Raw genomic sequence first — 26,964 nt, 5'->3', positions numbered from 1 at the left:
CGGGTGATCTTCCGGACCTGATCGCCGCCCGGGAACACCGCGGCCACCTGCGACGTTGATCTCGTAGGGCAGGAACGGAGGGCCCGGCAGTGCACGGTGAGTACAAGGTGCCCGGCGGCAAGCTCGTCGTCGTGGACGCGGAGGTCGAGGACGGCGTGCTGCGCCATGTGCGCGTGGCGGGCGACTTCTTCCTGGAGCCGGACGAGGCACTCGACGCGGTGAACCGTGCGCTGGAGGGTGCTCCGGCGGACACGGACGCGTCCGGGCTGGCCGCGCGGATCGACGCGGCGCTGCCGGAGGGGACCGTCATGTACGGGCTGACCTCGGAGGGCGTCGGGACCGCGGTGCGCCGGGCGCTCGCGCACGCCACGGACTGGACCGACTACGCCTGGCAGCTGATCCACGAGCGTCCGCAGCCCCCGGCGCTGCACATGGCCCTGGACGAGGTCCTGACCGCCGAGGTCGCCGCGGGCCGGCGCCCGCCGACCCTGCGGGTGTGGGAGTGGGGCGCCCCGGCGGTGATCATCGGCAGCTTCCAGTCGCTGCGCAACGAGGTGGACCCGGAGGGCGCGTCCCGGCACGGCATCGAGGTGGTGCGGCGGATCTCCGGCGGCGGCGCCATGTTCGTGGAGCCCGGCAACACGATCACCTACTCACTGTCCGTGCCGGAGTCGCTGGTCCAGGGCCTGTCCTTCCAGGACAGCTACGCCTACCTGGACGACTGGGTGCTGGGCGCCCTCGGCGAGATGGGGATCCGCGCCTGGTACCAGCCGCTGAACGACATCGCCACCGACCAGGGCAAGATCGCGGGCGCGGCGCAGAAGCGGATCGTCGGCACCGACGGCGGGCCCGGCGCGGTGCTGCACCACGTGACGATGTCGTACGACATCGACGCGGACAAGATGGTCGAGGTGCTGCGGATCGGGCGGGAGAAGCTGTCCGACAAGGGGACGAGGAGCGCGAAGAAGCGGGTCGATCCGCTGCGGCGGCAGACGGGGCTGGCGCGCGAGGCCGTCATCGAGCGGATGATCGAGTCGTTCCGGGGGCGGTACGGACTCGTCGACGGCTGGGTGACCGACGAGGAGCTGGCGCGGGCACAGGAGCTTGCACGTACGAAGTTCACGTCCCCGGAGTGGACGGCCCGGGTGCCGTAACCCGCACCCGGCTCGCGCGCCCCGCATTCAACTCGGAGGGCAAAAAGGGGCATACGGGGCGTCGATCGTTGGGCTCCGTCACCACACAGGCACACAGCGAGTTGGCACTTCCGCCCCACAGGGAGTCGTGTGACACTGTCGTCGCAGTCCACCCTGCGGACCCCCTTCCGCACCCCCTCCCCCACGAGAAGTGAGCCGTGCGTTCTCTTCCTCTGCCGCTCGCCCTCACCGCGCGTCTGACGCCGGTCGCCGTGCTGGCCTGCGCCGGCTGGGCGATGTCGTCGGGGCCGGCCACGCCGTCCGCCGACAGTCACCGTGCGGGCCAAAAGACGCCCACCCAGTCGGCTTCCGCCCCGTCCTCCAGCGCGGCGTCGAAGTCGTACGACACCGCCCCCACCCCCTGCACCAGCGTGCCCGTGGCGACCGTCAAGTCGCTGGTGCCCGGGGCCAGGACGGCGGGCAAGGAGATCCCCTCGACCGACACCGCGCTGCGCCGCACCTGCTCCTGGAACGCCCTGCAGGGCTACGACTACCGCTGGCTCGACGTCTCCTTCGAGGTGGCCGGATCGGAGCAGGAGGCGAAGAAGGAGTACGAGCAGCGCGTCGCCGAGAAGAGCGGCGGAGGGGCCGTTCCGGGACTCGGGGACACCGGGTACTCCATCGTCAACCTCACCACGGAGGACAAGCAGGAGACCCGCGAGGGCGTGGTGCTGGCCCGCGTCTCCAACGCGCTGGTGATCGTGACCTACAACGGCAGCGACTTCGAGACGAAGAAGGCCCCGAGCACGGACGAGATCAACAAGGGGGCCATCAAGGCGGCGAAGAGCGCCGTGGCCGCACTGCAGGGCGGCGGGTCCGGCTGACGGGGCCGGGCTGACGGCCCTTCAGGACCGTACGAGCGGCCGTACCAGGTCGCGCACGTCGCGTTCGGTGACGGGCCCGGTGTGGACGTTCGCCATCCTGCCGCGGGCGTCGACGACGACCGTGAAGGGCACCCCCTGCGGCACCGAACCCCTGGGGAACGTCAGCACCTTGCGGCCGGAGGGGTCGCTGAAGCTGGGGTAGGTCAGGTGGTGGTCGTGCTGGAAGGACCGGCCGTTGACGGGCTCCGTGTCGGTGTTCAGCCCGAGCACCTGAACTCCCTCGGCGGCGAGGTGTTTCTGTGCCGCGTCGAGTTCGGGTGCCTCGGCCCGGCAGGGGCCGCACCAGGAGGCCCACGCGTTGATCACCACGACCTTGCCGCGGTAGTCGGACAGACGCAGGGGCTTGCCGTCCAGGCTGTCGCCTGCGAGGTCGGGCGCGGCCGCCCGGCGGTCGGCGGGCACGGGCCCGCTCTTTGCCTCGGAGGGGTCGGCGGTGGCCATGCCGGCATGGCAGGAGGCCAGCAGCAGGCAGGCTGCGGTCCACAGCAACGGTCGCGTCTTCACGAGGAAGGAGTATCTCAACCGTCCCATCAGTGACGGACCTTGGGGGTGCGGTAGGTTCCGAGGGGACCGATCACCGGCTGTCGCCGGAACCACGACACACGGGGGCTGTAGTGAGGGTGCGGTACGCGGTCGGGGCCGGGGCGCTGGCGGTCCTGGTGGCCGCGGGCGGCTGGGGATGGCGGGCCGGGCAGAGCGGCGGCGATGGGCACTACGGGCTGCGCGCGGCCGAGCGGGCGTCCGGGCCTGCGTGTGCGGGCCTGGCCGGGCGCTGGCCCGGGCGGCTGGACGGTCACGACCGCGAGCGAGTGGCGGTGACCGGCGCCGAGGCCTGGGGCGGTGGCGCCGTAACGGCCCGGTGCGGGCTGGTCTCACCCGGCCCGTCGCCCGACCCGTGCATGAGCGTGAACGGCGTGGACTGGCTGCTCGAACTCGCGCGGTCCCGGCAGTCGGGGAAGAAGGTCCTCGTCTCCTACGGCCGCACCCCCGCCGTGGAGGTGACCATCTCGCCCGGGGTGCGGGCCGTCGACTCGGTGCTGACCGACCTGTCCGAGGCCGTCGCCCCCATCACGCAGCGCTCGCACTGCCTGGACTCCCAGGGCCACTGACGCGCCCGTCGGCCCCGGGCCGACGGCGGCTAGGACGCCGCCTCCCCGGACTGCTCCGCGATCCCCTGGACGACGAACTCGACCCCGGGCCCGAGTTCGACCCGGTCGCCGGCGCGCAGGCGGACCGGTGAACCCGGCACCAGGACACGGTCGTTGACGCGGGTGCCGTTGGTGGCGCCCCGCGAGACCTCGGTCAGCCAGGCCGCCCCGTCCGGGGCGTGCAGGAGGGTCGCGTGCCGGGCCGAGACCGTGTCCTCGTCGGCCAGCAGCTCGGACGCCTCGGGAGCCCAGTCGTGGCTGCGCCCCAGCCTGATCTCCGAGCCGCGCTGCACGTCGAGATACCGGCCGCCGCCGCGGAAGACCAGCCGTACCGCGCCCCCCGGGATCCGGACATCCGGCGGGGCCGATCCGACCGGGGTGAGACATCCGGGACACGCGGACACACCGGCGGGGACGACCGCGGAGCACCGCTCGCAGCGGTGACCGACGGACGGCCGGGGCGTGCGCGGGCGTGCAGGGCCGGGGATGGGCAGTACGGAGTCCCACCCGTCCTCGTCGTCGTCCCAGTCCTGCACGTCAGACATCGCTGTCCCCCTTCTTCAGCACGACCGTCGTGTCCACCCGTCCGCTCTCCGTCTCCCGTACGTCCGTCACCACGACCGTGGTGCCCGGCCCGAGCTCGGGCGCCGCGAACAGCTCCCGGGCGAGCGGGTTGATGAGATGCGTCTCCAGCACCATGCCGATGCCACGGCCGCCGTTCCACTTGTCCCGGGTGCAGTGGGCCAGCAGCTCGCGCCGGGCGCTGTCCTCGATCTCCAGGGCGAGCCGGTGTCCATGGGCCAGCTGGCGCTGGATGTTGCCGACCTGCAGATCGAAGATCCGCTCGGCGATCGCGTCGGAGATGAAGTCGAAGACGACGACGTTGCCGCCGATCCGGTTCATCAGCTCCGGCCGGCCGATGACCTGTTCGAAGTGCTTCTTGACGTTGTCCTTGACCGTAGTCTCCAACTCCTTGTACGGCGTGCCCGGTTTGACGATCCACTTGCGTTCCTGGGTGTCCGGGTCCGTGCGCTGGACACCCAGGTTGGAGGTGAAGATGAGCACGCACTCGCTGAAGTAGGTGGTGACCCCCTGTCCGTCGGTGAGCCGGCCGTCCTCCAGTACCTGCAGGAACTTGTCGAGGATGCCCTTGTCGGCCTTCTCGATCTCGTCGAAGAGGATGACGCGGAAGGGGTTCTCCCTTACGGCGGAGGTCAGTTCGCCGCCCGCCTCGTAGCCGACGTATCCGGGCGGCGCGCCCACGAGCCGGTCGGCGGAGTGGGCGGCCGAGAACTCGCTCATGTCGAAGCGCAGATACGCCTGGTCGCTGTCGAAGAGGACGGAGGCCACGGCTTTCGCCAGTTCCGTCTTGCCGGTTCCGGTCGGGCCGGCGAAGAACAGCACACCGCGCGGCCGGTGTCCCGGGTTGGTCGCCTGCGCCCCGGAGAGTCCCAGCGCGGCCCGCTTGAGGATGTCCAGGGTCATCGCCACGGCCGCTTCCTGCCCCAGCACCCGGCGGGGGATGGACCGTTCGTTGCCGGGGTCCTCCCCGCGGAGGATGCGCCGGCGGATCTCGCCCCGGCTCCAGGGGTTCTTCTCCACACCGAGCCGGTAGATCCGTACCGCGTCGGGCATGGCGGCGAACGGCATGCCGCGGGAGCGGGCGAGCTTCACGCTCTCCTCCATGGCCCGCAGACTCATGCCGGTGGCCGCCCGGGCGAAGGCGCCGACGGAGCGCGCGGTCTCCTCCGCGTCAGCGCCGGAGGGCGAGTTCGGACCGCCGCCTGATCCCTTTCCGCCGTAGCGTTCGTAGCGCTCGCGCAGGAGGCGGGCCATCGTCGTGCGCTCGTCCGCGTCCGGCTCCGGTACGGCGACGGCCCGGATCCGTTCACTGCCGGAGACCAGCCATCCGGGTATGTCCCGCTCCCCGTCGGCGAGCCAGATCACCGGGTTGAACCGGCCCGGTTCGCCGGGGACGACGGGGGTGCCGGTCCAGGGTTCCAAGGGCTTTGCCTCGTGGGCGAGTTTGAGGCAGGCGAGAAAGAAGTCCCGTTCGTCGGTGGTCAGCCGGGACGGGTCGGTGACCAGACGCGAGGCGTGGTCGACGACCAGTGCCACCCGCAGCGGCCGCAGCCGGCGTCCGTCCCGCATCATCTCCTCGCGCTGCTCCGCCCACCCGGTGGTGAGGTTCCGCAGCTGGTCCAGCACCGCCTGGCGTTGTGCCGCGGTCTGGCCGGGGAACTCGCGCGGTCCCTGCAGCAGTTCCTCGAGGGCCGCGTGCGTGTCGCCGTCAGCGGCCGCCGCCACATGGAATCCGCCCACCTGGTCGCAGAGCACCAGCGCCTGGTAGCCGACCTCCCGCAGCGGGTTCCACAGCACGTCGAGCAGCGGGTGGAACCGGTCCCGGCCGCGCCGGTTCACCAGGTGCAGGTCACGGATGTTGCCGTGCAGGACGTACTGCGCGTGCACGCCGAGTGTTCCGATCAGCTCCTCCACGAAGGGCGGGAGCCGGTCTTCCTTGGACAGGTCCATCGTTCCTCCCCGTTGCACGCGGACGCGGGCCGCGTGCCGGCATGGTGCTCAGTGGTGGTCTCAGCGGCGTTCGTCGCCGTCGACGGTCCGGTGTCGTGGGGCTTGCCGGGGCACGTCCGCCGGCCGGCCGGTGTCCTGTCCGCGCAGCTCGTCGAGCGTCACGGCGCCCTCCCCCAGCACGCCCGGCAGCGCTCCATCGGTCCGTACCTCGAACTCGAGGCCCAGTCCCAGCCCCTGGGTGATCTGCTGGAACTCGGCGAGCCGCTTGTGGGTCTCCGCACAGCGGGAGTCGTCGAGGGCACGCTGCTCGGGTGTCCGCTCCCCCGGGGCGCCGCGGTACATGGTCGCCACGCTCAGCGCGCCGCCGACCAGGGTCGCCCTGAGCCAGTGATCGGGCTCCCACCCGTCCGGCGTCCAGTCGAGGCGGATCTCCTGCCCCTCGGGCCGGCCGGCCTCGGTGCGCCCGCCGAACCTCCTGGCCAGTTCCGCGACGGCGCCTGCGCACTGCTCCCGGACGTAGATGGCCTCCAGCGCACAGCGTCGCTCGTCCACGGCGCGTTCGACCCGGTCCAGTTCGTCCCGGCTCAGCGGGACGCCCTCCTCCAGGGTCCGCCGCAGCAGCTCCACGGCCTCCGGTGCCGGGGCGAGGTCCTCGGCGCCCTCCGGGGACTCGTAGACGAGGAAGTCGTAGTGCAGCGCGGCGCGTTCCTGGGCCTCCCGGGTCGTGCGGGCGTCCTTGTTGGCGTCGCGGACGTACTTGCGTGCCTCGTTGAGGTGGATGCGCGCCCGGCGGGGGTCTTCGGCCGCGCGGCGCACGGCGTGCCGGACGGCCCCCGCGGCGAGTTCGGCGGCCTCGGAGACGGCGTACGGGTCCAGCCCGCCGAGGATCTCCGCACCGGCGCGGCGGACCTCCTCCGCGTCCGGGCCGGGCTGCGGGAGCCGGCCGGGGGCCGGCCGGACGCTCTCTCGTCCTTCGGCCTCGGCGGTGCGCTGCTCGGAGAACCGCAGCAGTGCCCGCTGCCGGCTCTCGCGCAGGGCGCGCTGCCAGGCGTCGTCCTCGTCGTCCAGCCGCAGTTCCGCGCCGAGCCGCTGCTGCTCCCACTCCGCGTGCCGTTCCTCCGCGCGGCGCACGGCCTCCTCGCCGCGGGCCAGTTCCTGCCGCAGGTCGCACAGCCGCTCGCCGACAGGCTCCAGGGGCGGTGGCAGGTCGGGGCGCGGCGGCGCTCCGGCCGGGCCGCCCGCGGCCGTGGCCCGGGCCACCCGCGCCAGCAGGGCGCGCCTGCGGGCGTTGATCCGGACGGCGGCGAACGCGGCGGCCTGCCACTGCTCGGCGGCCGTCGCGGCCAGCTCCTGCTGGCGCTCCAGGCAGCGCTGCTCCTCCGCGGCCCGTACCGCAGCGGCGGCGAGGACACGGGTGGTGAGCAGGGCGGCCCGGCCGGCGAGCAGGACGCCGCTGAGCGAGCCGAGGACCTGCAGCGCCGCGTCGGCGGCCTGATGCACCGCGTGCCCGGCCGCGTCGGCGACATGGGAGGAGATGTGACCGGCCGCGTGGTCCAGGTGGAGCATGCCGGTGTGCGGCAGCGCCTGGGGGTCGACGGGCGGCGGGGGCGGCGGGAAGGTCACGGCGGGTGCCACCGCGCTCACCGTCGGGAAGGCGAGACCCGAACTCATGCCTGTCCTCCTGTCCTTTCGGACTTCGTCTCGGCTGTCGTCGCGGACCGCGGACCGCCCGCCCGCCGTGCCCGGTGCTCACGGAACCTGCGCCACCGGTCCACGAATCGGAGCGGGTTCCACCGGGACCTCCGGTCGCCCGCCCGCCATCTGCGGCGCTCGTGGCGCCCGCGCCACCACCAGACCAGAAGAGGCCGCAGATTCCACTCGGGCCGCGGGTCGCGCGGCCGCTCGGCCTCCCGCAGCCTGCGACGCTCATGACGCCCGCGCCACCGGAGCAGGAGACGGCGCGGACTCCACCAGGGCGGCCGCTCGCCCGCCCGCAGCCTGCGACGCTCATGACGCCCGCGCCACCAGGCCAGGAGACGGCGCAGGCTCCACTCGGACTCGGGGTCGCGCGGCCGCCGCAGACGCCGCCAGGCCAGGCAGCGGCGCACGCTCCACACGGCGACGGCGACGGCCGAGGCGAGCGGCCACACCCAGGGGGCGCGGGCGATCGCGTAGAAGCCCAGGAAGACGGCGAGCATCAGCAGCGCCGCCGTGATGAAGCGGCCGGCCCGGGTGCGCGCCATCCGGCCGGGGCGCTCCGCGTTGCGGATCAGGAGGCCTGCCAGCGATCTTTCCGGGTGGTAGAAGGGCGGGCCGATGTACACGGCGGTCCACAGCTCCACCGCGAAGACGAACGCTGCCGCGGGCAGTGCCTCCAGCCAGGCCGTCACGACCGCGTCCTGGGAGGCGCGGCCCAGCACGTCGGCCAGGCCGATGACGAAGGTCCAGGGGGCCGTGACCAGCGTGGCGCCGAGCAGGGCCCAGCCCAGGGTGGGCAGCCGGTCCAGCCGCCGCAGTACGGCGAGGAGCCCGTCCTGGTCCACCGCGAGCATCCGCTCGGTCTCCTGGACGACGCGCCGCTGCCTGAGCTCTTGCGCCGCGGTCTCCGCGTGGCCGCAGAGGAGGTGGGCGGCGAGCAGGCGCAGGTCGTCCCCCTGGGCGTCGAGCAGTGCGTCGAACCAGGGAACCCGCTCAGGGAACTGTGCGCGCCTGCGCAGCACCGCGTCGGTGAGCCGGCTCCCGGTGCGTTCCGGTTCGCGCGCCAGCTGCAGCAGCCAGGCGTCCACGGCCACGGTCTGCCGCAGGGCCGCCCGGGCTCCGCGGACCCTGCCGGTCTCGTGACCCCGCAAGAGCTCCCGGACCGTGGGCTCCCACCGGGCGCGCAGGGCGCGCCAGGTGCGGTCGGTCTCGTCCAGTCCGCGGCCGCCCGGCCGCTGGGCGAGACCGGTCAGGACGGCGGGCTGCTCCGCGAGGTACCGGATCAGGGCCACGGCGTCGGCGTTCCCGTCCCTGGCCCCCTGGCACAGCAGGCGCATGCTCCGCACGTCCAGGTCCGCCCCGTGCCAGGAGACGTCGAGGCCCGGACCGAGCCAGTTCAGGAGCTGTACCAGAGCGGCGACGGACGGCGGTTGCGCCAGTTCGGCCCGCAGGGCGGCGAGTCGGCTCAGCTCCTCGGGGCTGCGGTCGCCGACGGTCTCGAACTGGCCCAGCCAGTCGACGAGTCGGGCCCGGTCGTCGTCGGCGGCCAGCATGCGTTCCGCGGAGACGGGGTTCTGGTCCAGATGGAGGGCCAGCCTGTCGGTCCCGGTGAACTCCTGTCCCATGAAGGGGAAGGGCCGGATCACGGGGCGCGGCGTGTCGTCGCCGAAGACACGCTCGTCGGTGCGCGGGGCGACGTCGGGGTCGTTCCCGTCCAGCCAGTCCCGCACCTGCCGGGCGTGCCAGCGTTGCTCGGGCGCCCTGGTGAGCAGGCCCTCGCAGAGCCGGCGGGTCCTTCGGTGCCCGATGTCACGGAGGTCGGGGTCGTGCGTGGCGATCTCCGCCAGCACCTCCTCGTCACGGCGGAAGTCGATGGGGTGTCTGCCGAGGGCCAGTTGGGCGATCACCATGCCGAGCGACCACCAGTCGCCGGCCTCGGAGACGGTCTGCCGCAACAGCCCTGCCTCCGGCGCGAGATAGAGGGGTTTGCCACGCCAGTCGGTGCGGGGCTCCTCGGCCTCCTCGGGCCGGTGGACGGCGGCGCCGAAGTCGATGAGGACGAGATCGGCCGTGTCGGCGCGGCGGGTCTGCACCATGATGTTGTCGGGGGTGACGTCCCGGTGGACGACGCCCCGTTCGTGCAGGGCGGTGACGGCGTCGTACAGCTGGTTCACCAAGCTCTTCACGACCTCGGGGCGCAACCCCTCGGGGTGGTCGGCGTGGTACCTCTCGAGGGTCTCCTCGCCGTGCGACCAGTACAGGTGCCAGGGGTGTCCGTGCGCCTCGCCGGTCTCCAGGAGCCGTTCCAGGTGGGGAGCGTGTTGCTCACCGAGTTCCCCGAGCGCCAGCTCGACGTCCGGCCCGGGGGCGTGCAGCCGGTGGTACCACTTGAGGACCAGGGGTATCTCGTCCGCTCCGTGACGGCCCGTCAGGTCACGCACCCTCAGCACCACGGCCTCGGCGGGCCGCCGCGCGCCGGACAGCACGGCTACGAGCAGGAACCTGTCCGCCAGTTCAGGGGGCACGTCGGAGAGGACCGGACGTGTCTCCACGGCCCGGGCATGGGCGAACCCTCCGTCCTCGACGGGGACGACTCGGGTGGGCGGCGTGCTCATCGACTTCCGACCTTCCGGGAAACGCGCTGGGTGCGCCACGGGGGCACGGCGCAGAACGATTCGGCCCGATGCGCAAGTCGCGGGACGATGAAGATATCCGAAATCCCTTCGTGCGACGGGGAGTTTCCCGGATCTTCAGCGATTAACCCGCCGGGACTACGATGTGCATCATGCACCCGTTGCCCTCGCACGAAAGTCTCGTAGACGAACTTCGGGAACTGAGGCGTCGCGGTCTGCCGGGGCTGCGCCACTGCGCCAGGGACTCGCTGCGACAGGCGGCCGCCGCGGCCGGTCTGTGCACCGGGGAACAGGACGAACAGAGCGGCATCGAGGACCTGCTGGGGGCGGCGGTGCGCCGGCTGGCCGGTGGGCACCCCGTGCGGGACGACGACTCCTGTGATCCGCTGGCCCGCGCGGCCGCCCACACCTTCGGGATCTTCCCCGCCCGCCGCGGGGTCCCCGGCACCGACCGGCGCAAGGCCGCGGCGGGTGTCTACGGGGTGACCACCGAGCGCTTCCGCAAGAGCCAGGAGCGCGACGTCGTCGCCGAACTCGCGGAGGCGGTCCTGGCCGTGGCCCGGGAGGCGTGCGTACGGGAGACGGCCGGCCCGCGGGCCGGCGACCCCTGGGCGGGCGGCCCGCAGGAGCTGCTGATCCCGCCGACGACACCCCCGGCGCACGCGACACCGGCCGCCACCGGTGTCCCGCCCCAGCGTCCCCCTCACCCGGGCGCCCGGCCGGGAGCCGCCGCACCGGCGGGCCGGATCACGGTCCGGGTGTGCCCGATCGAGCTGGTGCGGGACGTGGACATCCTGGTCTCCTCGGAGAACACGTTCCTGGAGATGTCCAAGACCTTCCGCTCCACGGTGTCCGGGGCGCTGCGGCGGGCAGCCGCGCTGCGGGACGCCTCGGGCGAGATCGTGGACGACGTCCTCGCCCGCGAACTGGGTGTGTGGCTGCGGACGCACGGCCGGTCGGGCGTGCCGGTGCGGCCGGGCACGGTCGTGGCCACGTCCTCCGGCGCGCTGGCCGCGCAGGGGGTACGGCGTATCCATCACGCGGCGATCGCGGCCCCGGTCGGCGACGGCGAGCGCTACCACGTGACACCCGCCGTGCTGGCCGAGGCGGTGCGGGCGTCCTTCGAACTGGCGCGCCGCGAGGCCGACTTCCTGTCGCTGCCGATGTCCTCGATCTGCTTTCCGCTGATGGGCACCGGCCGGGGCGGCCTGTCCGTCGAGACCGCGGCACGCGGACTGCTCGGCGCGGTCAGGCAGGAGCTGCGCCGGGACCCCTCCTGGTCGGTGCTGGTGGTCACGCCCGAGGAGAGCCACGCCCGTATGCTCATGGCCGCCAGCTCCGCTCGGTGAAGGCCACCCCGGCCTGCCTGAGCATGCGTTCCATCTCGGCGAGTTCCCCGCGCAGCGGCACTCCGTAGAGCCGCAGCTCCCGGTCGTCGCCGGCGCCGACCTGCAGGCGCGGTCCGGCCGACTCCGCGGCCAGGTACGGGGCGTAGCGGGCGGCGCCGAGCGGTGTCAGGGCGATGATCCGCTGGTTCGCCGAGCCGCGCCAGACCAGCCGGGTGGGCTCCGCGACCCGGAACCGGCCGGTGATCACGGCGTCCGCGCCGACGAGGGCCCGGCGCCGCTCCGGCGTCAGCTCCTCGTGCTCGTACCCCGTGTACACCAGCAGGTCGGGGGAACGGGGCCCGGCGCTCCCCACGTGCCGCCGGGCCTCGTCCCTCAGGTGCGCCGCGCCGGCCAGGAGTTCCGCGAGCGCCGCCGCCTGCTGCAGGGGCTCGCCGCCGCTGAGCGTGAGGCCGTCCGCCCCGTCGGCGAGGGCCTCCTGCCACAGCGCGAGCACCTCGGAGACCGTGGTGAGCGTCCCGGCCTCCGAGTCCCAGGTGTGCCGGGACATGCATCCTGCGCAGGCCAGCGAGCAGCCCTGGAACCAGACGCCGAGCCTCCTTCCCGGGCCCAGCGTTTCCAACGGGTAGTGGGTCCCGTCGAGGCGCATTTCCACGGCATCTCCTCCTCGCACCGGCTTGGAGTATCCAGTGCGCCGATGTGCGCCCGCAATTGCCGGAAAGGCCCTCATCCGGCTGTCCGCCGGGCGAGATCCGGTTGTTTTCCGGAACTCCCGAAGAGAGTGATCGATTTCCTTGAAATCCCCATCCCTCCGTGGGTTTTGCTCCGCTACTCTCTCCCCCATCGCGGCGCCTTCCCACCCGGACCGCGCGCGAGGAATGGGGGATCTTTCGAAATGATCAGCAAAGGTCGAATAGGTGTCCGGGTCCGACGGTTGAGAGCCGGGTACCTCTCTTCGGTACGCGCCCGGTTCCACGGCCGTCGGGACGCGGACGGTCTGCAGGAATTACTGGCCAACGCTTTTGCCGGAAGCGCACCTTCCGACGACAACCTGCCGCCCTACGTCCTGGGCCTGCGCGCACAGGTGCGGCACAGCACCGCGCGGCTCCGGTCCCGCACGCTGAAGTCGCACCGGGCGTTGCACGTCCGCATCCAGAGCGAGTCGGTGCGGGTGGTGACCCAGTACACCGAGCGCACGGAGCCGACTCCGGCCGCGCTCGCCCGGTACGGAGAGTGGGTCGGGGAGTGGCGCTCGGCCGCCTCCGTCTGCCGCGCACAGGCCCAGCAACTCGCCGATGAGGCCAACCAGTTGCTCGCCTGCTACTGGGACGCCGCCTGGGCCCGCGCCCGGAAGGGCGACCAGGTCGGCGGGCAGCGGCCCACCGGATGGCTGCCCGGGGAGATCACCCTGGACGGCACCTGGGCACGCCTCGACGACGGACTGCTGAGCGACCGCTGGTACGGCCCGCAGACACCGGGGCGCGACGCCGACCCCTCGGCGGTCGCACAGGCGTTGCACATTCTCGACCACCAGTCCGCGCGCGGCCGTTCGGGCCCGGCGCGCCACGGCGATGCCTCGAACGGCATCCGCAGGTGATCACCGCTCATCGTCTTCCAGGAAGGCCAAGGACCATCATCGTGCAGCACTCGGCCCGGACCGGTCGTCGGTCCACCGTCCGCGCCGCCCGTCGGCTCGCCGTCTTCGTCCCGCTGGTGTGTGCGCTCGGCGCCCTCGTGTCCTGCAGCAGGCAGGAGGAAGCCCTCACCACGCCCTGCGGGCTGGTCGTCGACGGTTCGGGGTCGGCCGCCGCGGTGAAGGAGGGATTCGACTCGGAGGCCAAGCTGAAGGACAGCCTCATCGGGTTCCTCTCCGACCAGAAGTGCGGAACCCTCGACTTCGCCCCCATCACCCGTTCCTCGCGCAGCTCGTCCTGCCGGCAGGACGAGGTGGACCTCGACCCGCCGCACGACGCGACCACCGATCAGAAGGTCCAGCGCGCCAACGCCCAGCGCAGTGCCGCGGTCGCGGCCCTCGCCGAGCTCAAGTGCGCGCGCACGCAGAACGGTTCGGACGTGTGGGGGGCGCTGACCCGCATCGGGGAGTCCGTCCCCACCGACGGTCCGGCGCCGAAGCTGCTCGTCGTGAGCGACTTCGACCAGGCCGACCCGGAGTTCCATCTGTCGCGGCAGGACATCTCCACCAAGGCCGCGCGCGACAAGGTCATCGACTCGCTCGTCAACAAGCGCGGCCTGCCCGGCATCAAGGGGATGGACGTCTTCCCCGTCGGACTCGGCATGCAGTACAAGGCGAAGCCCAGCGAGGCCGACGACTTCGCGTCCTTCTGGACCGAGGCACTGGAGGGGAGGGCCAAGGCACATGTCGACAACAAGTACAAGCGCTGACGAGCCGCAACCGCGTCGGCGGCGGATCGCCCGCTATCTGCCGTTCACGGGCCGGACCGCGCAGCCGGGCACCGGCACCCGGCCCGGGCCCGCCGCGGACGGCAGGCGCACCGGCCGGCTGCCCCTGGTCATCGACGACCGGGGCCAGCGCGCACTCCTGCGGGACGCCCGCAGCAAGGGCCAGAAGGCCGCCCGGCGCAGGACGCTGGACCCGTGGGTGCTCAACAGCGGCGACCGGGTGCCGTACTTCGCGGAACTGGCGTCCGTGCGGGAAGCCGTGGTCCACCGGATCGAGGAGGAGCTGAACCTCCAGGAGGAGGAGGCACGCCTCCTGGACGCCCGGTCGGGCTCCGAGGTGACGGCCGGTGAGGCCGAGACCAGGATCCTGGTCGAGCGCCTGCGCGAGACCCAGCAGGAGATCGAGACGGCCCGCCGTCAGCTCGATCTGCTCGCGGTCCGTTCGGCCCGCTGGCTCCGCTTCCGGGACAGTCTGCGCGAGCGGGTGGAGGAACGCTGGCTCCAGGCCCGCTTCCCGGAGGCGGCCGAGCCACGGGCTCCCGGTTCCCGGGGTGCGGCAGAACCCGGCCTGCGGGAGGAGGAACCGGATCAGCCGGCGGCCGGCAATGACGCGGCGGCCGATCAGGGCGGCGACGACTGGCAGTCGGTGTCCACGACCGGTGCCGCTCCGGACGGGACGGCCTCCGCGGCGATGCGGGACGTGTACCGTGCCGCGCGCGCCGAGACCCGCGACACAGCGTCGAGCTACGGCTGGGAGGGGCTGCAGACCCGCCCCGGTCTGCCCCGGTGGATGACCTGGGCCCTGCTCGTCGTGATCATGGCCGTCGAGGTGCCGATCTACTGGGTCGCGTACCAGCCGTTCCACGGGGTCGGCAGCACGGGCGGGGACTTCATGTCCGGCGGGCTGGCGATCTCGTCCGCCGTCATCATGCTGATCCTGCCGCACCTGTCGGGGCTCATGCTGCGGTGGCGGGCGGCGACGGGATCGCCGCGCCGCGGGTGGCTGCCGGCTGTCGGGCTGCTCGGTGTGTGGGGCGGTCTGACCTGGGCGCTGGGCCTGCTCCGCGCCAAGTTCGTGACCCAGCACGACAGCCCGGCCCCTGCCGCCGGGGCCGACGGCTTCAGCGGGCTCGGCGCCTCGGCCGGCGACACCACGACCCTGGTGGACCGACTGCACCTGTCGACGCAGACGGTGACCTGGCTGTTCTGCGCGCTGCTCCTGCTCTCGGGCGGTGTCGGATTCATGCTCGGCCTGTTCCGGGAACACCCCTTCCTCGACGCCTTCCGCACGGCGGTGGAGCGGCGTGCGAGGCTGCTGCGACGGCACGAGGACAGCATCGCCGCAACCGAGCGGGCGCGGGCCGCCCAGGAGACGGCCGAGGACCGGCAGCTGGCCCGCCGCGAGGCCGCGCGGGAGCGGATGGACTCGGCCCGCCAGTTGTACGAGGCCGCCGCCTACTCGTATCTGGACGGGGTCATGACGGCGTCGAAGGATCCCGCCGTGACGGAGTCGGCGATGCGCCTGTCCCGGAACTGGCCGCTGCTGCCGTCGGCGGCCCGCCGTGAACCGGCCCGGGACCGCTGAACGGCCGCTCGACGCCGGCCCGGTGCGCCGGTCACGCCGAGGCCCCGACCCGCTGATCCGGGTCGGGGCCTCGGCGTTGCGTCACCTGCCGTCTCGGTGTCCGCTCACTCCTCCGGGACGGAGATGACCGCGTGCAGCGGTGCCAGCAGCCTGTTGACCTTGCGCACGTCGTCCGTCGACGCCAGCCGGAGGCGCTCCTGCGGGCGCGGGTCGAGCGGGCGGTCCGGGCAGCGGTCCTGGAACAGCAGGAACGCCGGGCGCGGCCTGCAGCGCTTGGACGTCCACCACAGGCCCTGCACCTCGCTGCTGTGTTCCCGGATCACCCGGACCCAGTAGCGGGTGCCCGCGTACTCGTCGGTGTCGATCAGCCAGCCGTCCTGCCAGACGGCGGCCAGCCCCTCGGCGGTCGTGAGGTCCACCAGGGTGAGGTCGGCCGTGGTGCGGACGGCCGAGAGGGCGTACCGGGACGCCTGCGCCCACGGAATCTGCCGCACCCCGCTGCCGTCGCTGAACTCGACCGACCTCAGCAGTACTTCGGACAGCGCGGTGACCGGGTCCAGGGCCGCGTAGAGGTAGGGGTACGGATCCTTCTCGGTGGGGTCGAAGCGGCTGCCCTTGAAGAACTCGTGCGCGACCCTCGGGTTGAACTCGCCGGCCGCGTACTCCTCGTCATGGCACCGCCACACGAGGGTACCCGCCGGCACCACGGTGACCACCGGCTTCATCACGACGCCCCGGGGCGGAAGCTGACCCACCATCAGAGCGCCCCCACGAGTTCGGCGGCGGCGCGTTCCAGCTCCTCGTCGGGCAGGACGCCGAGCAGGTCCGCGGGGACTCCCCCCAGCCACCGGTTGCCGCCCAGCCACCAGTCGGCGGCTCCCCAGGGGTCCCGGTCCGCCCGGAGGAGTTCGTTGATCCGGCGGACGACGGGCAGCGGTACGGTCGTGCCGGCCCTGAACTGGAAGCGCGGATAGCGGAATCCGCGGTCCGGGTCGCGGAGTCTGATCAGACCGGCGGGTGTGTCCGCACCGCCGTGCAGCGCGGCGTGTTCGTCCTCGGTCAGCGCCGGTGCGGCAAGGAGCCGCCGGCGGGCCGTCCGCAGCAGTTCACCGGGGTCGGGCGGCGGGGTGCCGAGCACGCCGATCACCGCGTCGATCGTGGTGAGGCTGGGCAGTTCGTGGGTGCCGGAGGCGTAGCGGTGGCCGCCGAGCGCTTCGGACACCGGGTGGTCGGGCGGCAGCGCGGACAATGTCCGCCGCAGCCGTCGTACGGCGCGCGCGACACCCGGCGGGTTCCCGGCGGCGGCCTCCTGCTTCATCTCGCGCAAGGTGCGGGAGAGCAGTTCCAGGTCGTCGTCGTCGAGCCCGGTGATGACGGTGGTCCAGTGACTCTCCAGGAGCCTGAGCAGCTCCTCCGACGTCATACGCGTTCTCCTTCCTCGGGCCGGGCGGAACGCGCCGCCGGTGCGGGGTTGCCGTGGTGGACGAAGGCCGCCCAGGTGTCGGGCCGGTCCCGGAGGTCCTCCGCGAGGCGGCGGGCGGAGACGCCCCCCAGCCCGCGGACGGCCGGCCGCTCGTCGGGCGGCGTGAGCATCCAGCGCTGGGCGGCGCGCAGCGCGTCCGGCGGGGCGAGTCCCCGGGCGAGCGCGTCGTGCAGGACGAGCATGAGCACCTCGGACCGCATGTCGTCGACCTTCCACCGGGAGCCGACGGCGTCGGCGGCGAGCCGGTGCACCATGACCGAGGTGACGGTCAGGGCCTCGTCGTGGTCGCGGGTGGTGAGGTCCGTCTCGCAGCCGCCACAGACGACCAGCGGCCCGGCCGACCGGAAGGCGTCGCCCTCGGCGGGTGTCTCCAGCAGGGTGCTCAGCGTGAGGGCCCCACCGGAGGCGGCCTCGGCCGGCGCGGCCAGTTGGAGGGCCGACCGGGTCGGGTCGGGACCCGCGAGCCCGTGGCAGGCGATGTGCACCAGGGAGGCGGGGAGGGCTGCCCGGCCGCCGAGCAGGGCCAGCACCGTCTCCGGGGTGGCGGGGTCGTCGTCGGGGCGGTGGATCACGGCCCGCGGGTAGTGGACCTCGGCCAGCGTCTCGATCTCGTCCTCGGCCCACTCCAGGTCGTCCGTCCCGTGGAACACCAGGGCCGGCCGGTCGGCGGGCTGCATGCGCCTTCGGGCCGCGGCGCGCAGGAACTCCCTGCCGGACGCGGCGTGCGTGAGGACGGCGACCTCGCAGGCCCGCACCGCGCGCGGCACGCCGTGGGAGGCGGGCGGGCGCAGGACGGCCGCCTGCCAGGGCACGACGCCGAGTTCGCCGCAGGGCACCAGGACCAGCCGTACGGCCCGGTGGCCGGCTGCGTCCGAGGTGCCGAGGAAGCCGGCCTCGCCCAGGGCGCGGTCCCAGACGCCGAGGTGGTCCAGTGCGGGGCCGAGTACGCCGCCGGCCCACTCGCACATCCGGTCCAGGGCGCCGAGCCAGCGCCGCTCGGCGCGCCGGATGTCCCTCGGGTTGACGGTGTCGTGGCTGTCGAGGGCGGCGGCCTCCAGACGCTGCCGGTGCGCACCGGCCTCCAGGTACTCCGCCACGGGTCCGCGGCCGGCCGGGGCGAGGCCGGGCAGGGGCAGCGCCTCGACGGGGCCGTCGCGGGTGACGAGCAGGACGGCACCGTCCGGGCCGTCGACGCCGGGGACCAGGTACAGCAGCGCGTCCGCTCCCGTCTCCCCCAGTCCGGCGCGCAGATCGCCCACGGAGGCGAGCACGGGCTGTACGTCGGCGTCGTCCTGCCCGCGCAGCACGTCCAGGGAGCGGCGCCGCAGATCGCCGGGGAGATCGGGGGCGCCGGCGCCCGCTTCGGCCAGCACCTCCAGCGGGGAGCGGTCCCGCAGGTCACCGGGGAGGCCGGTGCCCGTGCCCGCCGCGGCCGCCAGCTCCAGGAGGGAGCGGTCCTCGGTCCGGTCCCAGGAGCGGTCGGCGGCGGCGCTGCGCCAGCGCTCGGCCAGTCCGGTCTCGCCGAGGGCTGCCAGACGGTCGGCGATGCCCGCCGAGACGGCCGCCGCGCCGAGCACCAGGGAACGGCCCGCCTCCAGACACGCGATCGCCTCCTCGGTGAGCCCGGCGCGCAGCGCCCAGAAGGCCGCGCTGCGGCCCCGGTCGGCTGCCGCGCGCGCGATGCGCAGGCCGCGGCGGACACCCTGCTGGAGGAGTACGTCGTCGGCGGCGAGCCTCAGCGAGGTGCGGGCGAGGCCGACGGCGGCACGCAGCTCGTCGTCGGCGTCGGGCGTGCCCGCCCGGAGGGTGGCGCGCTTGGCGCGGAGCACGGCCTGGTCCCAGGTGAGGCGGGCGCCGCTGGGCGTGCCGTCGGGCAGTTCCGTCAGGGCCTGTTCCAGCTCCGCGATCGCCTCGTCGAGCGGTTCGGGGTCTCCGGTGAGTATGTGCAGGGTGTCCAGGGCGATGGCGATGCCGCTGCGCGACCTGGGCCGCCAGTCGGGGGTGAATCCGGGGCTCTCCAGGGCCTTCCTGGTGCGCCGCACGCCCTCGGCGATACGGCTGGGGTCCGACTCGGCGATCGCCGTCAGTGTGATCAGCGGAGCCCAGGTGCTGTCGAGGACGCCGCGCAGGGCGGGCATGTCCACCGACGTCTCCACGGCCCGCCGCAGGTGGTGTGCGGCCGCGCGCAGGTGGTCCGTCCTGTCGTGCGCCGACGGGGCGAGCACGACGCGGCCCAGATAGGCGCTGCCGAGCACGAAGCCGAGCAGGGCGCCGGTCCATTCCTCGGCGTCGTCGTAGGTCTCGTCCAGCTCCAGTTCGCACAGCGCGTCGATGACGTCCTCCACGGCCGCGTCGTCGCCGCTGTCCAGGGCGGACATCAGCTTCTCGTTGAGCCGGACGGTCTCCCCGCACAGGCGCAGCGAGGCGGCGATGCCGCTCGCGGGGTCGTCGTCCCACTGCTGCGCCTCGAGCAGGGCCCGGGCCATGTCCTCGTCCTGCAGGCTGCCGCCGGTGAGGGCGGCCGCGAGGAGCAGTCCGGGTACCACGGTGCGGAGCCATTCGGCGTGCACGCGGCTGTCGAGTTCCCCCTTGGCATGCGCCTCGTGCATCAGCCGGAACGCTTCCCGGAACCCCTCCAGGTCCCCGGTGCGGGCGGCGAGGGCGCCGTGGAAGAGGGCGGCGATCATCCTGGACGGCAGGGGTGCGCCGCCCTCCTCCCCCGTCGCGGAGTCCCGCTCTCCGGACAGTTCGGCCAGCAGCCTGGGCAGTTCGTGCGGCGCGATGGTTCCGGGTGACATCACCTCGGTCAGGGCGAGGAGCTGGGTCCGGACGTGCTGGACGTCCCGTGCGTCGTCCGGGTCGTCGGCCGGCACGGCGCCCGTGGGGACCGCGTCCGGGACCTCGCCGAGGGCGTCCTCGAGCATGGACAACATCGACGGCATCAGGGCGGCGAGCGGCGGCGGCAGTGCCATGCCCGGCATGGTGGCGAGGAGGTGCCGGGCCCCGCCGACGACCGCGTCGGTGTCGCCCTTCAGCAGCGCGTCGGTCAACGCGCCCAGACCCCGCAGGTTGTCCCGGTCTGCGGGTGTCATGCCCTCCTGCTCGCGTTCGAGCAGCAGCCGTACGAGCAGACCGGTGTCCTCCACCATGCCCGAACCGCCCTGTGTGAGGGGGGTTCCGACCGCGAGCATGGACGTCAGCTGGTCGATGGTCCACTGACTCCGGGATCCGGGCGAGGTCTCACGGTTCAGCCGCACCAGTCGCGAGCCGAGCAGGCACACCAGGTCCCGGCGCGCGGCCTCCCGGTCCTCGTGGCCGAGCAGGGCCGACGTACGAGCCCCGTCCAGCAGGCGCACCGCCCGCTCCCGGTCGGCGGGGGCGCCCTCCAGGCCGAACCTCACGGCGAGGCATCTCCCAAGACGTGCCTCCACCAGCGCCGACGTCGCCGCACAGTCCTGACTGTATGTCAACTCGTGTTGCAGGAACTCCAGTTCTTCGACCAGTGCACCGAGCTCCGGCCCTCGTGTCCCCTCGTACTCGTCCGGGTCCAGCGGGACCGAGATCCCGGCCGTGCGTCCGAGCACGGCGGCGGCGCGGTCGGCGGCTGGTACGTCCCCGGCATCACTCATGCGTCATCCCCTCCGCCGTCATGGTGCCCGTTCCCCCGGTCCGGCGGCCGGTTGTCGCGCGCCTCCTCGGCATCCTGCCGGACAACGCCCGGTTCCCGGACGGATTCCGCCCGATCCGTGCCGAGTCGGGGGCCGATGAGCCTCCCGGGCGGGCGTGTTCGGGGCGTACCCGACCACGGCCGTGGCGCCGGACGGAGGAAGTCGCCATGCTGGGTGCCTCGTTGCGACGAGAGGTCGCGTACGTCCGGGAAGGCTCCGGGAAGGAGGGATGCGGTGACGGACTCCGCAACGGCGCCCGGCGCCCTCGAACCGTACGTGGAGACGACGCGGGACGACTACGCGGCGCGCTACACGACCGGCCTGCGGGTCGAGGCCGCGGACGACGGAGTGGCCGTGCTGCACGGCCGATGTCCGCGCTGCGGCTGCACGTTCAGCTACACGCACACCGACCGGGTCTTCCGCTCCCCACGCCGGTCACCCCGGCCGACGCACGTCCCGGTGCTCTGCGAGTGCCGGTCCGAACACCCTGGACGTCCGCCCGAGGAGAAGGGGTGCGGCGCCTACTGGAACGTTCTCATGGAGCGCGCATGACACCGGGGTGGCAGGTGAGGCCCGGCCCTCCCGCGACCCCCGCCGACCGCCGGGCGGGGCGGCTGACCAGGGAGTTGCTCGCCGATGAGCTGGCCCGCGCCCGGGAGGCGGCGCTCGCGTGGCGCAACGGGCTCGCGGCCCTGTTCGTCGGGCTGCTCAGCTTCGGCCTGATCAAGGGCCGTACCGACGTGGGGAAACTGGCCTCCCCGTACGACGCCCTGGTGGGCGGCGCGCTGCTGCTGTGCCTGGTGTTCGGCACGCTCGGCGCGCTGCTGCTGCTCCGGGCGGCGCACGGGTCACCCACCGGTGTCCGGCTGCCCGCCGGCGTTCCCGCCGCGGCCACCGCGCTGCACCTGGGCGACCACATGGAGACCCGCCGCACGGTACGGGCCCTCGCACATGGGGTCGTACTCACCATCGCCTGCGGTGCGATGCTCGTCACGGGGGTGGCGCTGACCTGGTACGGCCCGGAGAAGGACGGCCCCCGGATCCTGGTCCGCACCCCGTCCGGGGACGTGTGCGGCGAGCCGGTGCGCACGGCCGCCGGACGGCTGCTCGTGAAGACGGACACCGGTGAGATCACGGTCCGGCTCGCCCAGGCCGAGGCCGTGGCCGCGGTCGGCATCTGCCCCGCAGGCTCGTCCGCCGAATGACCGGGGGCACGGGGGGGGCGGGGCAGGGCGCACCACGGCAGGAGTCGTTGCCTCCCGGTGGTACGCCCCACCGCCGACAGCACCCGGCACGCCGGGCGCCGGAACGGGCCCTCGCTCAGGCGGCCTCCGCCGCCTCCTCACGCCGCCCGGTCAGCAGCGTCAGCGCCAGGTACAGCACGAGCGAGGTGCCGAGGCCCACCGCCCAGCCGTAGTCGGCGAGGGACCCCAGCGCCGGGACCGGACGGCCGTCGATCAGCGGGTGGAAGTCCGCGCCGCCGATCGCGAGGACGCCGCCGGCCACGAAGGCGACCACGGCCCGCCAGTTCCACCCGCCGGTGTACCAGTAGCGGCCGCCAGCGCGGTACAGGTCGGCGAGGGCGAGACGGGTGCGGCGCAGGATCCAGTAGTCGGCGACGAGGATGCCCGCGACCGTGCCGAGCAGTCCGCCGACCAGGCCGAGCCAGGTGAAGATGTAGCCCTGCGGGTCGGAGTACAGCTTCCACGGGAAGATCAGCACGGCGAGGACCGAGGTGATCAGTGCGCCGGTGCGGAAACTGATCCTGCGGGGCGCGACGTTGGAGAAGTCGAAGGCCGGGGAGACCAGGTTGGCCGCGATGTTCACGGAGAGGGTCGCCACCAGCACGGTGACCAGGGCGTAGAGCAGGCCGACCACGTTGTCCGTCTTGGCGGCGAGCTGGACCGGGTCCCAGACCGGCTTGCCGTAGACCGCCTGCGAGCCGGAGGTGACGAGCACGGAGAGGAAGGCGAAGAGGGTCATCGTGGTCGGCAGACCGAGGGCCTGCCCCCAGGTCTGGGCCTTCTGGCTCTTGCCGTAGCGGGTGAAGTCGGGGATGTTCAGGCTCAGCGTGGACCAGAAGCCGATCATTCCCATGAGTGACGGCCAGAACAGCTTCCAGAACTCGCCGCCCCAGCCCAGCCGGGAGGGCTGGTCGAACAGCGGCCCGACACCGCCGGCCTTGCTGCTCATCCACCACAGCATCACGAACGCGCCGACGAGCACGAAGGGCGCGGCCCAGTTCTCGAAGCGGCGGATGGTCTCCATGCCCCGGTGGATGATGGCGACCTGGATCGCCCAGAAGATGGCGAACGACAGCCACATGGTCCAGGCGTAGCCGCCGACGTGCGAGGCGTTCGCCCAGCTGTCGCCGATCAGCTTGCCGGCCAGGAAGTAGATGGCCTCGCCGCCGATCCAGGTCTGGATGCCGAACCAGCCGCAGGCCACCAACGCCCGCACTACGGCGGGGAGGTTGGCGCCGCGCACCCCGAAGGAGGCGCGGGCGAAGACCGGGAAGGGGATGCCGTACTTGGGTCCCGCGTGCCCGGTGAGCAGCATCGGGACGAGGACGATCAGGTTGGCGAGGGCGATGGTGAAGACGGCCTGCTTCCAGTCCATGCCCACCGCGATCAGCCCGGACGCGAGGGTCCAGGAGGCCGTGTTGTGGGCCATGCCGACCCACAGCGCGGAGAAGTTGTACGTCGTCCAGGTGCGCTTCGCCACGGGGACGGGGAGCAGGTCCTCGTTGGCGTAGGGGCCGCTGGGCTGCGGCGAACCGGGGGCGATCTCCACCCGGCCGTCGGCGCGGGTGACTTGAGCGGTCGGCGGTATGGCCGTGGGAGCGGTGTCGGTCATGGGCAGGCCAATCGAACAGAGGGGTGGGACGGGGAAAGGCCGTGCGGGTGGCTCCGAGGGGGGTGCGCCCGGACCTCAGGTGAGGGGAAAGCGCCCTGGCCCCCTTCCCGGGACGGCGGGAAGGGGGAGATCAACCGGTGTGCTGCGGTCAGGCGTTGACGGCCGGGATCACCGTCGCGCCGTAGGCGTCGATGGTGGCTTCCTGGGCGTCGTGCATGTCGTACACCGCGAACTGGTCGACGCCGAGCTCGCGCAGTGCGGTGAGTTTCTCGATGTGCTTCTCGGCCGGCCCGATGACGCAGAACCGGTCGACGATCTCGTCGGGCACGAACTCGGTGTCCGGGTTGTCGCTGCGCCCGTGGTGGGAGTAGTCGTATCCCTCGCGGGCCTTGATGTAGTCGGTGAGTTCGTCGGGGACCTGGCCGGAGTGCTCGCCGTACTTGGCGACCAGGTCGGCCACGTGGTTGCCGACCATGCCGCCGAACCAACGGCACTGGTCGCGCGCGTGGGCGAGCGCCTCGGGAGAGTCGTCCGCGGTGACGTACGCGGGGGCGGCCACGCAGATCGTCACCTCGGAGGGATCACGGCCGGCGGCGACGGCCGCGTCCTTCACGGCCTTCACCATGTACTCGGTCAGGTACAGGTCGGAGAGCTGGAGGATGAACCCGTCGGCCTCCTCGCCGGTCATCTTGAGCGCCTTGGGTCCGTACGCGGCCATCCACACGGGGAGTTCGGCGCCCGGCCTGATCCACGGGAACCTGACGACCGTACCGCCGAGGTCGGCCTCGTCCCCGCGGCCGAGGGCCCTGATGACCTTCATGGCCTCGCTGATCCGGGCCAGGGTGTTGGGCTTGCGGCCGGCGACGCGCATCGCCGAGTCGCCGCGGCCGATGCCGCAGACGGTGCGGTTGCCGAACATGTCGTTGAGAGTGGCGAAGGTGGAGGCGGTGACCTCCCAGGTGCGGGTGCCCGGGTTGGTGACCATCGGGCCGACCGTCAGCTTCGCGGTGTTGGCGAGGATCTGGCTGTAGATCACGAACGGCTCCTGCCACAGCACGGCGGAGTCGAAGGTCCAGCCGTACGAGAAGCCGTTGCGCTCGGCCCGCTTCATCAGGCTGACGACACGGGAGGCCGGCGGGTCTGTCTGCAGGACGAGTCCGAAGTCCATGGTGCGCCACTCCTAGTTGAGGTACTGACAGGTGGAGCGCGGGGTGTAGACGCCGTGCCCGGCGTGTCCGGTGTACTCCCGCTCGGTGATGACGGGTTCGCCGCGCGAGAGCACGGTCTCGACCCGGCCGGTCGTCCGCCTGCCCTCGTACGCCGAGTAGTCGACGTTCATGTGGTGCGTCTGGGCGGACATGACCTGCTCGGCGTGCGGGTCGTAGATGACGATGTCGGCGTCGGCGCCCGGGGCGATGGTGCCCTTCTTCGGGTACATGCCGAACATACGGGCCGGGGTGGCGCAGGCGATCTCGATCCAGCGGCGGCGGGAGATGTGCCCGTCGACGACGGCCTGGTGCAGCAGGTCCATGCGGTTCTCGACACCGGGCAGACCGTTGGGGATCTTGGAGAAGTCGCCGCGGCCCAACTCCTTCTGGCCCACGAAGCAGAAGGGGCAGTGATCGGTGGAGACCACCTGGAGGTCGTTGGTGCGCAGGCCCTGCCAGAGCTTGGCCTGGTGCTCCCTGGGCCGCAGGGGCGTGCTGCAGACGTACTTGGCGCCCTCGAAGCCGGGCTCGGCGAGGTTGTCGGTGGACAGGAACAGGTACTGCGGACAGGTCTCGCCGAACACGTTCAACCCCTCGTCCCGGGCCCGCGCCAGCTCGGCGACCGCCTCCATGGCCGAGACGTGCACGACGTACAGGGGTGCCCCGGCGACCTGCGCGAGCCGGATGGCGCGGTGGGTGGCCTCGGCCTCCAGAAGGGCCTTGCGCACCTCGCCGTGGTACCGCGGGTCGGTCTCGCCCCGTGCCAGGGCCTGTTCGACGAGGACGTCGATCGCGATGCCGTTCTCGGCGTGCATCATGATCAGGCCGCCGTTGTCGGCGGAGCGCTGCATGGCGCGCAGGATCTGGCCGTCGTCGGAGTAGAAGACGCCCGGATAGGCCATGAACTGCTTGAAGCTGGTCACCCCCTCCTCGACCAGCAGGTCCATCTCCTTGAGCGTCTCGTCGTTCACATCGGAGACGATCATGTGGAAGGCGTAGTCGATCGCGCAGTTGCCCTCGGCCTTGGCGTGCCAGGCGTCCAGGCCCTCGCGCAGGGAGCGGCCGACGCTCTGCACCGCGAAGTCGACGATCGTGGTCGTCCCGCCCCAGGCCGCGGCACGGGTGCCGGTCTCGAAGGTGTCGGAGGCGAAGGTGCCGCCGAACGGCAGCTCCATGTGGGTGTGGGCGTCGACGCCGCCCGGGATGACGTACTTCCCGGTGGCGTCGATCGCCCGCTCTGCGGTGAACGCCTCGGCGGCGGGGGTGCCGGAGGCGGCGAGGGCGGCGATGCGGCCGTCCTCGACCAGCACGTCGGCGTGGATCTCGTCGGACGCGGTGATGACGAGACCACCGCGGATGACGGTACGGCTGCTCATGGTCCCTCTCCTGCCAGGGTGGACGGTGTGGTCAGGGTGCGGTCAGCGGCGTGTACGCCCCCGGGGCCCGGTCGCGGTAGAACTGCCAGCGGTCGCGGACCTCGCGCAGCTTGGCCAGGTCCAGGTCGCGTACGACGAGTTCGGTCTCCTTGTCGCTCGCCACCTCGCCGACGAACTGGGCCTCCGGGTCCACGAAGTAGGTCGTGCCGTAGAAGTCGTTGTCGCCCAGGTCCTCCACGCCGACCCGGTTGATCGCGCCCACGAAGTACTCGTTGGCGACGGCCGCCGCCGGCTGCTCCAGCTGCCACAGGTAGCGGGACAGACCGCGCGAGGTGGCCGACGGGTTGAAGACGATCTCGGCACCGGCGAGACCCAACGCCCGCCAGCCCTCCGGGAAGTGGCGGTCGTAGCAGATGTACACGCCGATCCTGCCGACGGCCGTGTCGAAGACGGGCCAGCCGCTGTTGCCGGGCCGGAAGTAGAACTTCTCCCAGAATCCCTGGACTTGGGGGATGTGGGTCTTGCGGTACTTGCCCAGGTAGGAGCCGTCCGCGTCGATCACGGCCGCGGTGTTGTACAGGACCCCGGGCTGCTCCTCCTCGTACATCGGCAGCACGAGGACGATGCCCAGCTCCTTCGCGAGCGCCTGGAAGCGCTTGACGGTGGGGCCGTCCGGGATCTGCTCGGCGTACTCGTAGAACGCCTTGTCCTGGACCTGGCAGAAGTAGGGGCCGTAGAACAGCTCCTGGAAGCACAGCACCTGGGCGCCCTGCGCGGCCGCGTCGCGGGCCGCCTGCTCGTGGACCTGGATCATCGATTCCTTGTCGCCGGTCCAGGCCGTCTGGAACAGGGCGGCACGGATCACTCGGCTCATCGGGACCTCCGGTAGCTCGGTGTCCGGTGAGCCTAGAAAGCCGCGAGGGAGCCTTTGAG

The 26,964-nt window shown here is 72.6% G+C and carries 22 protein-coding genes; 9 read left to right on the top strand and 13 right to left on the bottom strand.

What is annotated here, in order from left to right:
- The first annotated feature begins 89 nt into the window (after positions 1-89).
- Both FB157_RS17925 and FB157_RS17920 read left to right on the top strand, forming a co-directional pair.
- Entirely contained in the window at positions 90-1,154 is a 1,065-nt protein-coding gene (locus FB157_RS17925; protein WP_145880867.1) for a biotin/lipoate A/B protein ligase family protein, read from the top strand.
- Positions 1,155-1,351: 197 nt separating this feature from the next.
- On the top strand, positions 1,352-2,017 hold the full coding sequence (locus tag FB157_RS17920; protein ID WP_145880865.1) for a hypothetical protein: 666 nt from the start codon (positions 1,352-1,354) through the stop codon (positions 2,015-2,017).
- Between the two features lie 21 nt (positions 2,018-2,038).
- Here the strand turns inward: FB157_RS17920 and FB157_RS17915 are convergent, their stop codons facing one another.
- Complete coding sequence (locus FB157_RS17915; protein ID WP_145880863.1) at positions 2,039-2,608, bottom strand: TlpA disulfide reductase family protein; 570 nt, start codon at positions 2,606-2,608, stop codon at positions 2,039-2,041.
- Positions 2,609-2,691: 83 nt separating this feature from the next.
- Here FB157_RS17915 and FB157_RS17910 point away from each other — a divergent pair, with 83 nt between their 5' ends.
- Positions 2,692-3,186, top strand: coding sequence for a DUF3515 family protein (locus tag FB157_RS17910; protein WP_186581556.1), 495 nt, complete (start codon positions 2,692-2,694; stop codon positions 3,184-3,186).
- Positions 3,187-3,215: 29 nt separating this feature from the next.
- Here FB157_RS17910 and FB157_RS48480 read toward each other — a convergent pair whose 3' ends face one another.
- From FB157_RS48480 to FB157_RS17890, 4 genes are read right to left on the bottom strand one after another with little or no spacing between them, the layout of a single operon-like run.
- Positions 3,216-3,770: an FHA domain-containing protein gene (locus tag FB157_RS48480; RefSeq protein ID WP_261386362.1), complete on the bottom strand. Its 555-nt coding sequence runs from the start codon at positions 3,768-3,770 to the stop codon at positions 3,216-3,218.
- Positions 3,763-5,757, bottom strand: a complete 1,995-nt coding sequence (locus FB157_RS17900) for an AAA family ATPase (RefSeq protein WP_145880859.1) — start codon at positions 5,755-5,757, stop codon at positions 3,763-3,765. Before FB157_RS17900 ends, FB157_RS48480 begins: the two co-directional genes overlap by 8 nt.
- Positions 5,758-5,817: 60 nt before the next feature.
- Positions 5,818-7,428 carry a hypothetical protein gene (locus FB157_RS17895; RefSeq protein ID WP_145880857.1) on the bottom strand — a complete coding sequence of 537 codons (1,611 nt, stop codon included), beginning with the start codon at positions 7,426-7,428 and terminating at the stop codon, positions 5,818-5,820.
- Entirely contained in the window at positions 7,425-10,070 is a 2,646-nt protein-coding gene (locus FB157_RS17890) for a protein kinase domain-containing protein (protein ID WP_145880855.1), read from the bottom strand. Before FB157_RS17890 ends, FB157_RS17895 begins: the two co-directional genes overlap by 4 nt.
- Positions 10,071-10,240: 170 nt before the next feature.
- On the opposite strand from FB157_RS17890, the gene FB157_RS17885 reads away from it, so the two are divergent.
- Positions 10,241-11,437: a macro domain-containing protein gene (locus FB157_RS17885; protein WP_261386361.1), complete on the top strand. Its 1,197-nt coding sequence runs from the start codon at positions 10,241-10,243 to the stop codon at positions 11,435-11,437.
- On the opposite strand, the gene FB157_RS17880 is transcribed toward FB157_RS17885, so the two are convergent.
- Entirely contained in the window at positions 11,412-12,083 is a 672-nt protein-coding gene (locus FB157_RS17880) for a 4Fe-4S single cluster domain-containing protein (RefSeq protein ID WP_186581559.1), read from the bottom strand. The genes FB157_RS17885 and FB157_RS17880 overlap by 26 nt on opposite strands.
- A gap of 285 nt (positions 12,084-12,368) precedes the next feature.
- On the opposite strand from FB157_RS17880, the gene FB157_RS17875 reads away from it, so the two are divergent.
- From FB157_RS17875 to FB157_RS17865, 3 genes are read left to right on the top strand one after another with little or no spacing between them, the layout of a single operon-like run.
- Positions 12,369-13,031, top strand: coding sequence for a hypothetical protein (locus FB157_RS17875; protein ID WP_145880849.1), 663 nt, complete (start codon positions 12,369-12,371; stop codon positions 13,029-13,031).
- 41 nt (positions 13,032-13,072) lie between these two features.
- Positions 13,073-13,837 carry a hypothetical protein gene (locus tag FB157_RS17870; RefSeq protein ID WP_145880848.1) on the top strand — a complete coding sequence of 255 codons (765 nt, stop codon included), beginning with the start codon at positions 13,073-13,075 and terminating at the stop codon, positions 13,835-13,837.
- Positions 13,812-15,440, top strand: a complete 1,629-nt coding sequence (locus FB157_RS17865; RefSeq protein ID WP_145880845.1) for a hypothetical protein — start codon at positions 13,812-13,814, stop codon at positions 15,438-15,440. Before FB157_RS17870 ends, FB157_RS17865 begins: the two co-directional genes overlap by 26 nt.
- Positions 15,441-15,544: 104 nt before the next feature.
- On the opposite strand, the gene FB157_RS17860 is transcribed toward FB157_RS17865, so the two are convergent.
- From FB157_RS17860 to FB157_RS17850, 3 genes are read right to left on the bottom strand one after another with little or no spacing between them, the layout of a single operon-like run.
- Complete coding sequence (locus FB157_RS17860) at positions 15,545-16,198, bottom strand: RES family NAD+ phosphorylase (RefSeq protein WP_145880843.1); 654 nt, start codon at positions 16,196-16,198, stop codon at positions 15,545-15,547.
- Positions 16,198-16,863: a hypothetical protein gene (locus FB157_RS17855; protein ID WP_145880841.1), complete on the bottom strand. Its 666-nt coding sequence runs from the start codon at positions 16,861-16,863 to the stop codon at positions 16,198-16,200. The genes FB157_RS17860 and FB157_RS17855 overlap by 1 nt, the downstream gene beginning before the upstream one ends.
- On the bottom strand, positions 16,860-20,552 hold the full coding sequence (locus FB157_RS17850) for a CHAT domain-containing protein (RefSeq protein ID WP_145880840.1): 3,693 nt from the start codon (positions 20,550-20,552) through the stop codon (positions 16,860-16,862). Before FB157_RS17850 ends, FB157_RS17855 begins: the two co-directional genes overlap by 4 nt.
- Before the next feature lie 273 nt (positions 20,553-20,825).
- On the opposite strand from FB157_RS17850, the gene FB157_RS17845 reads away from it, so the two are divergent.
- Both FB157_RS17845 and FB157_RS17840 read left to right on the top strand, forming a co-directional pair.
- Positions 20,826-21,143: a hypothetical protein gene (locus tag FB157_RS17845; protein WP_261386360.1), complete on the top strand. Its 318-nt coding sequence runs from the start codon at positions 20,826-20,828 to the stop codon at positions 21,141-21,143.
- Positions 21,140-21,796: a hypothetical protein gene (locus tag FB157_RS17840; protein ID WP_145880836.1), complete on the top strand. Its 657-nt coding sequence runs from the start codon at positions 21,140-21,142 to the stop codon at positions 21,794-21,796. The genes FB157_RS17845 and FB157_RS17840 overlap by 4 nt, the downstream gene beginning before the upstream one ends.
- 115 nt (positions 21,797-21,911) lie before the next feature.
- On the opposite strand, the gene FB157_RS17835 is transcribed toward FB157_RS17840, so the two are convergent.
- From FB157_RS17835 to FB157_RS17820, 4 genes are all read right to left on the bottom strand, one after another.
- Entirely contained in the window at positions 21,912-23,447 is a 1,536-nt protein-coding gene (locus FB157_RS17835) for an NCS1 family nucleobase:cation symporter-1 (RefSeq protein ID WP_145880834.1), read from the bottom strand.
- Positions 23,448-23,595: 148 nt separating this feature from the next.
- The gene (locus tag FB157_RS17830) at positions 23,596-24,615 is read right to left on the bottom strand and encodes a TIGR03842 family LLM class F420-dependent oxidoreductase (RefSeq protein ID WP_145880832.1); all 1,020 of its coding nucleotides are present in this window, start codon (positions 24,613-24,615) and stop codon (positions 23,596-23,598) included.
- 12 nt (positions 24,616-24,627) lie between these two features.
- Entirely contained in the window at positions 24,628-26,031 is a 1,404-nt protein-coding gene (hydA, locus tag FB157_RS17825; protein ID WP_145880830.1) for a dihydropyrimidinase, read from the bottom strand.
- Positions 26,032-26,062: 31 nt separating this feature from the next.
- A complete protein-coding gene (locus FB157_RS17820; RefSeq protein WP_145880828.1) occupies positions 26,063-26,905 on the bottom strand; it encodes a nitrilase-related carbon-nitrogen hydrolase in 843 nt (280 codons plus the stop codon).
- Between the last annotated feature and the right edge of the window lie 59 nt (positions 26,906-26,964).

Source organism: Streptomyces sp. BK340 (assembly GCF_007827595.1).
Classification (GTDB): domain Bacteria; phylum Actinomycetota; class Actinomycetes; order Streptomycetales; family Streptomycetaceae; genus Streptomyces.
Note: the sequence above shows the minus strand (reverse complement) of the source record. Positions and strands in the feature narration are given on the sequence as shown.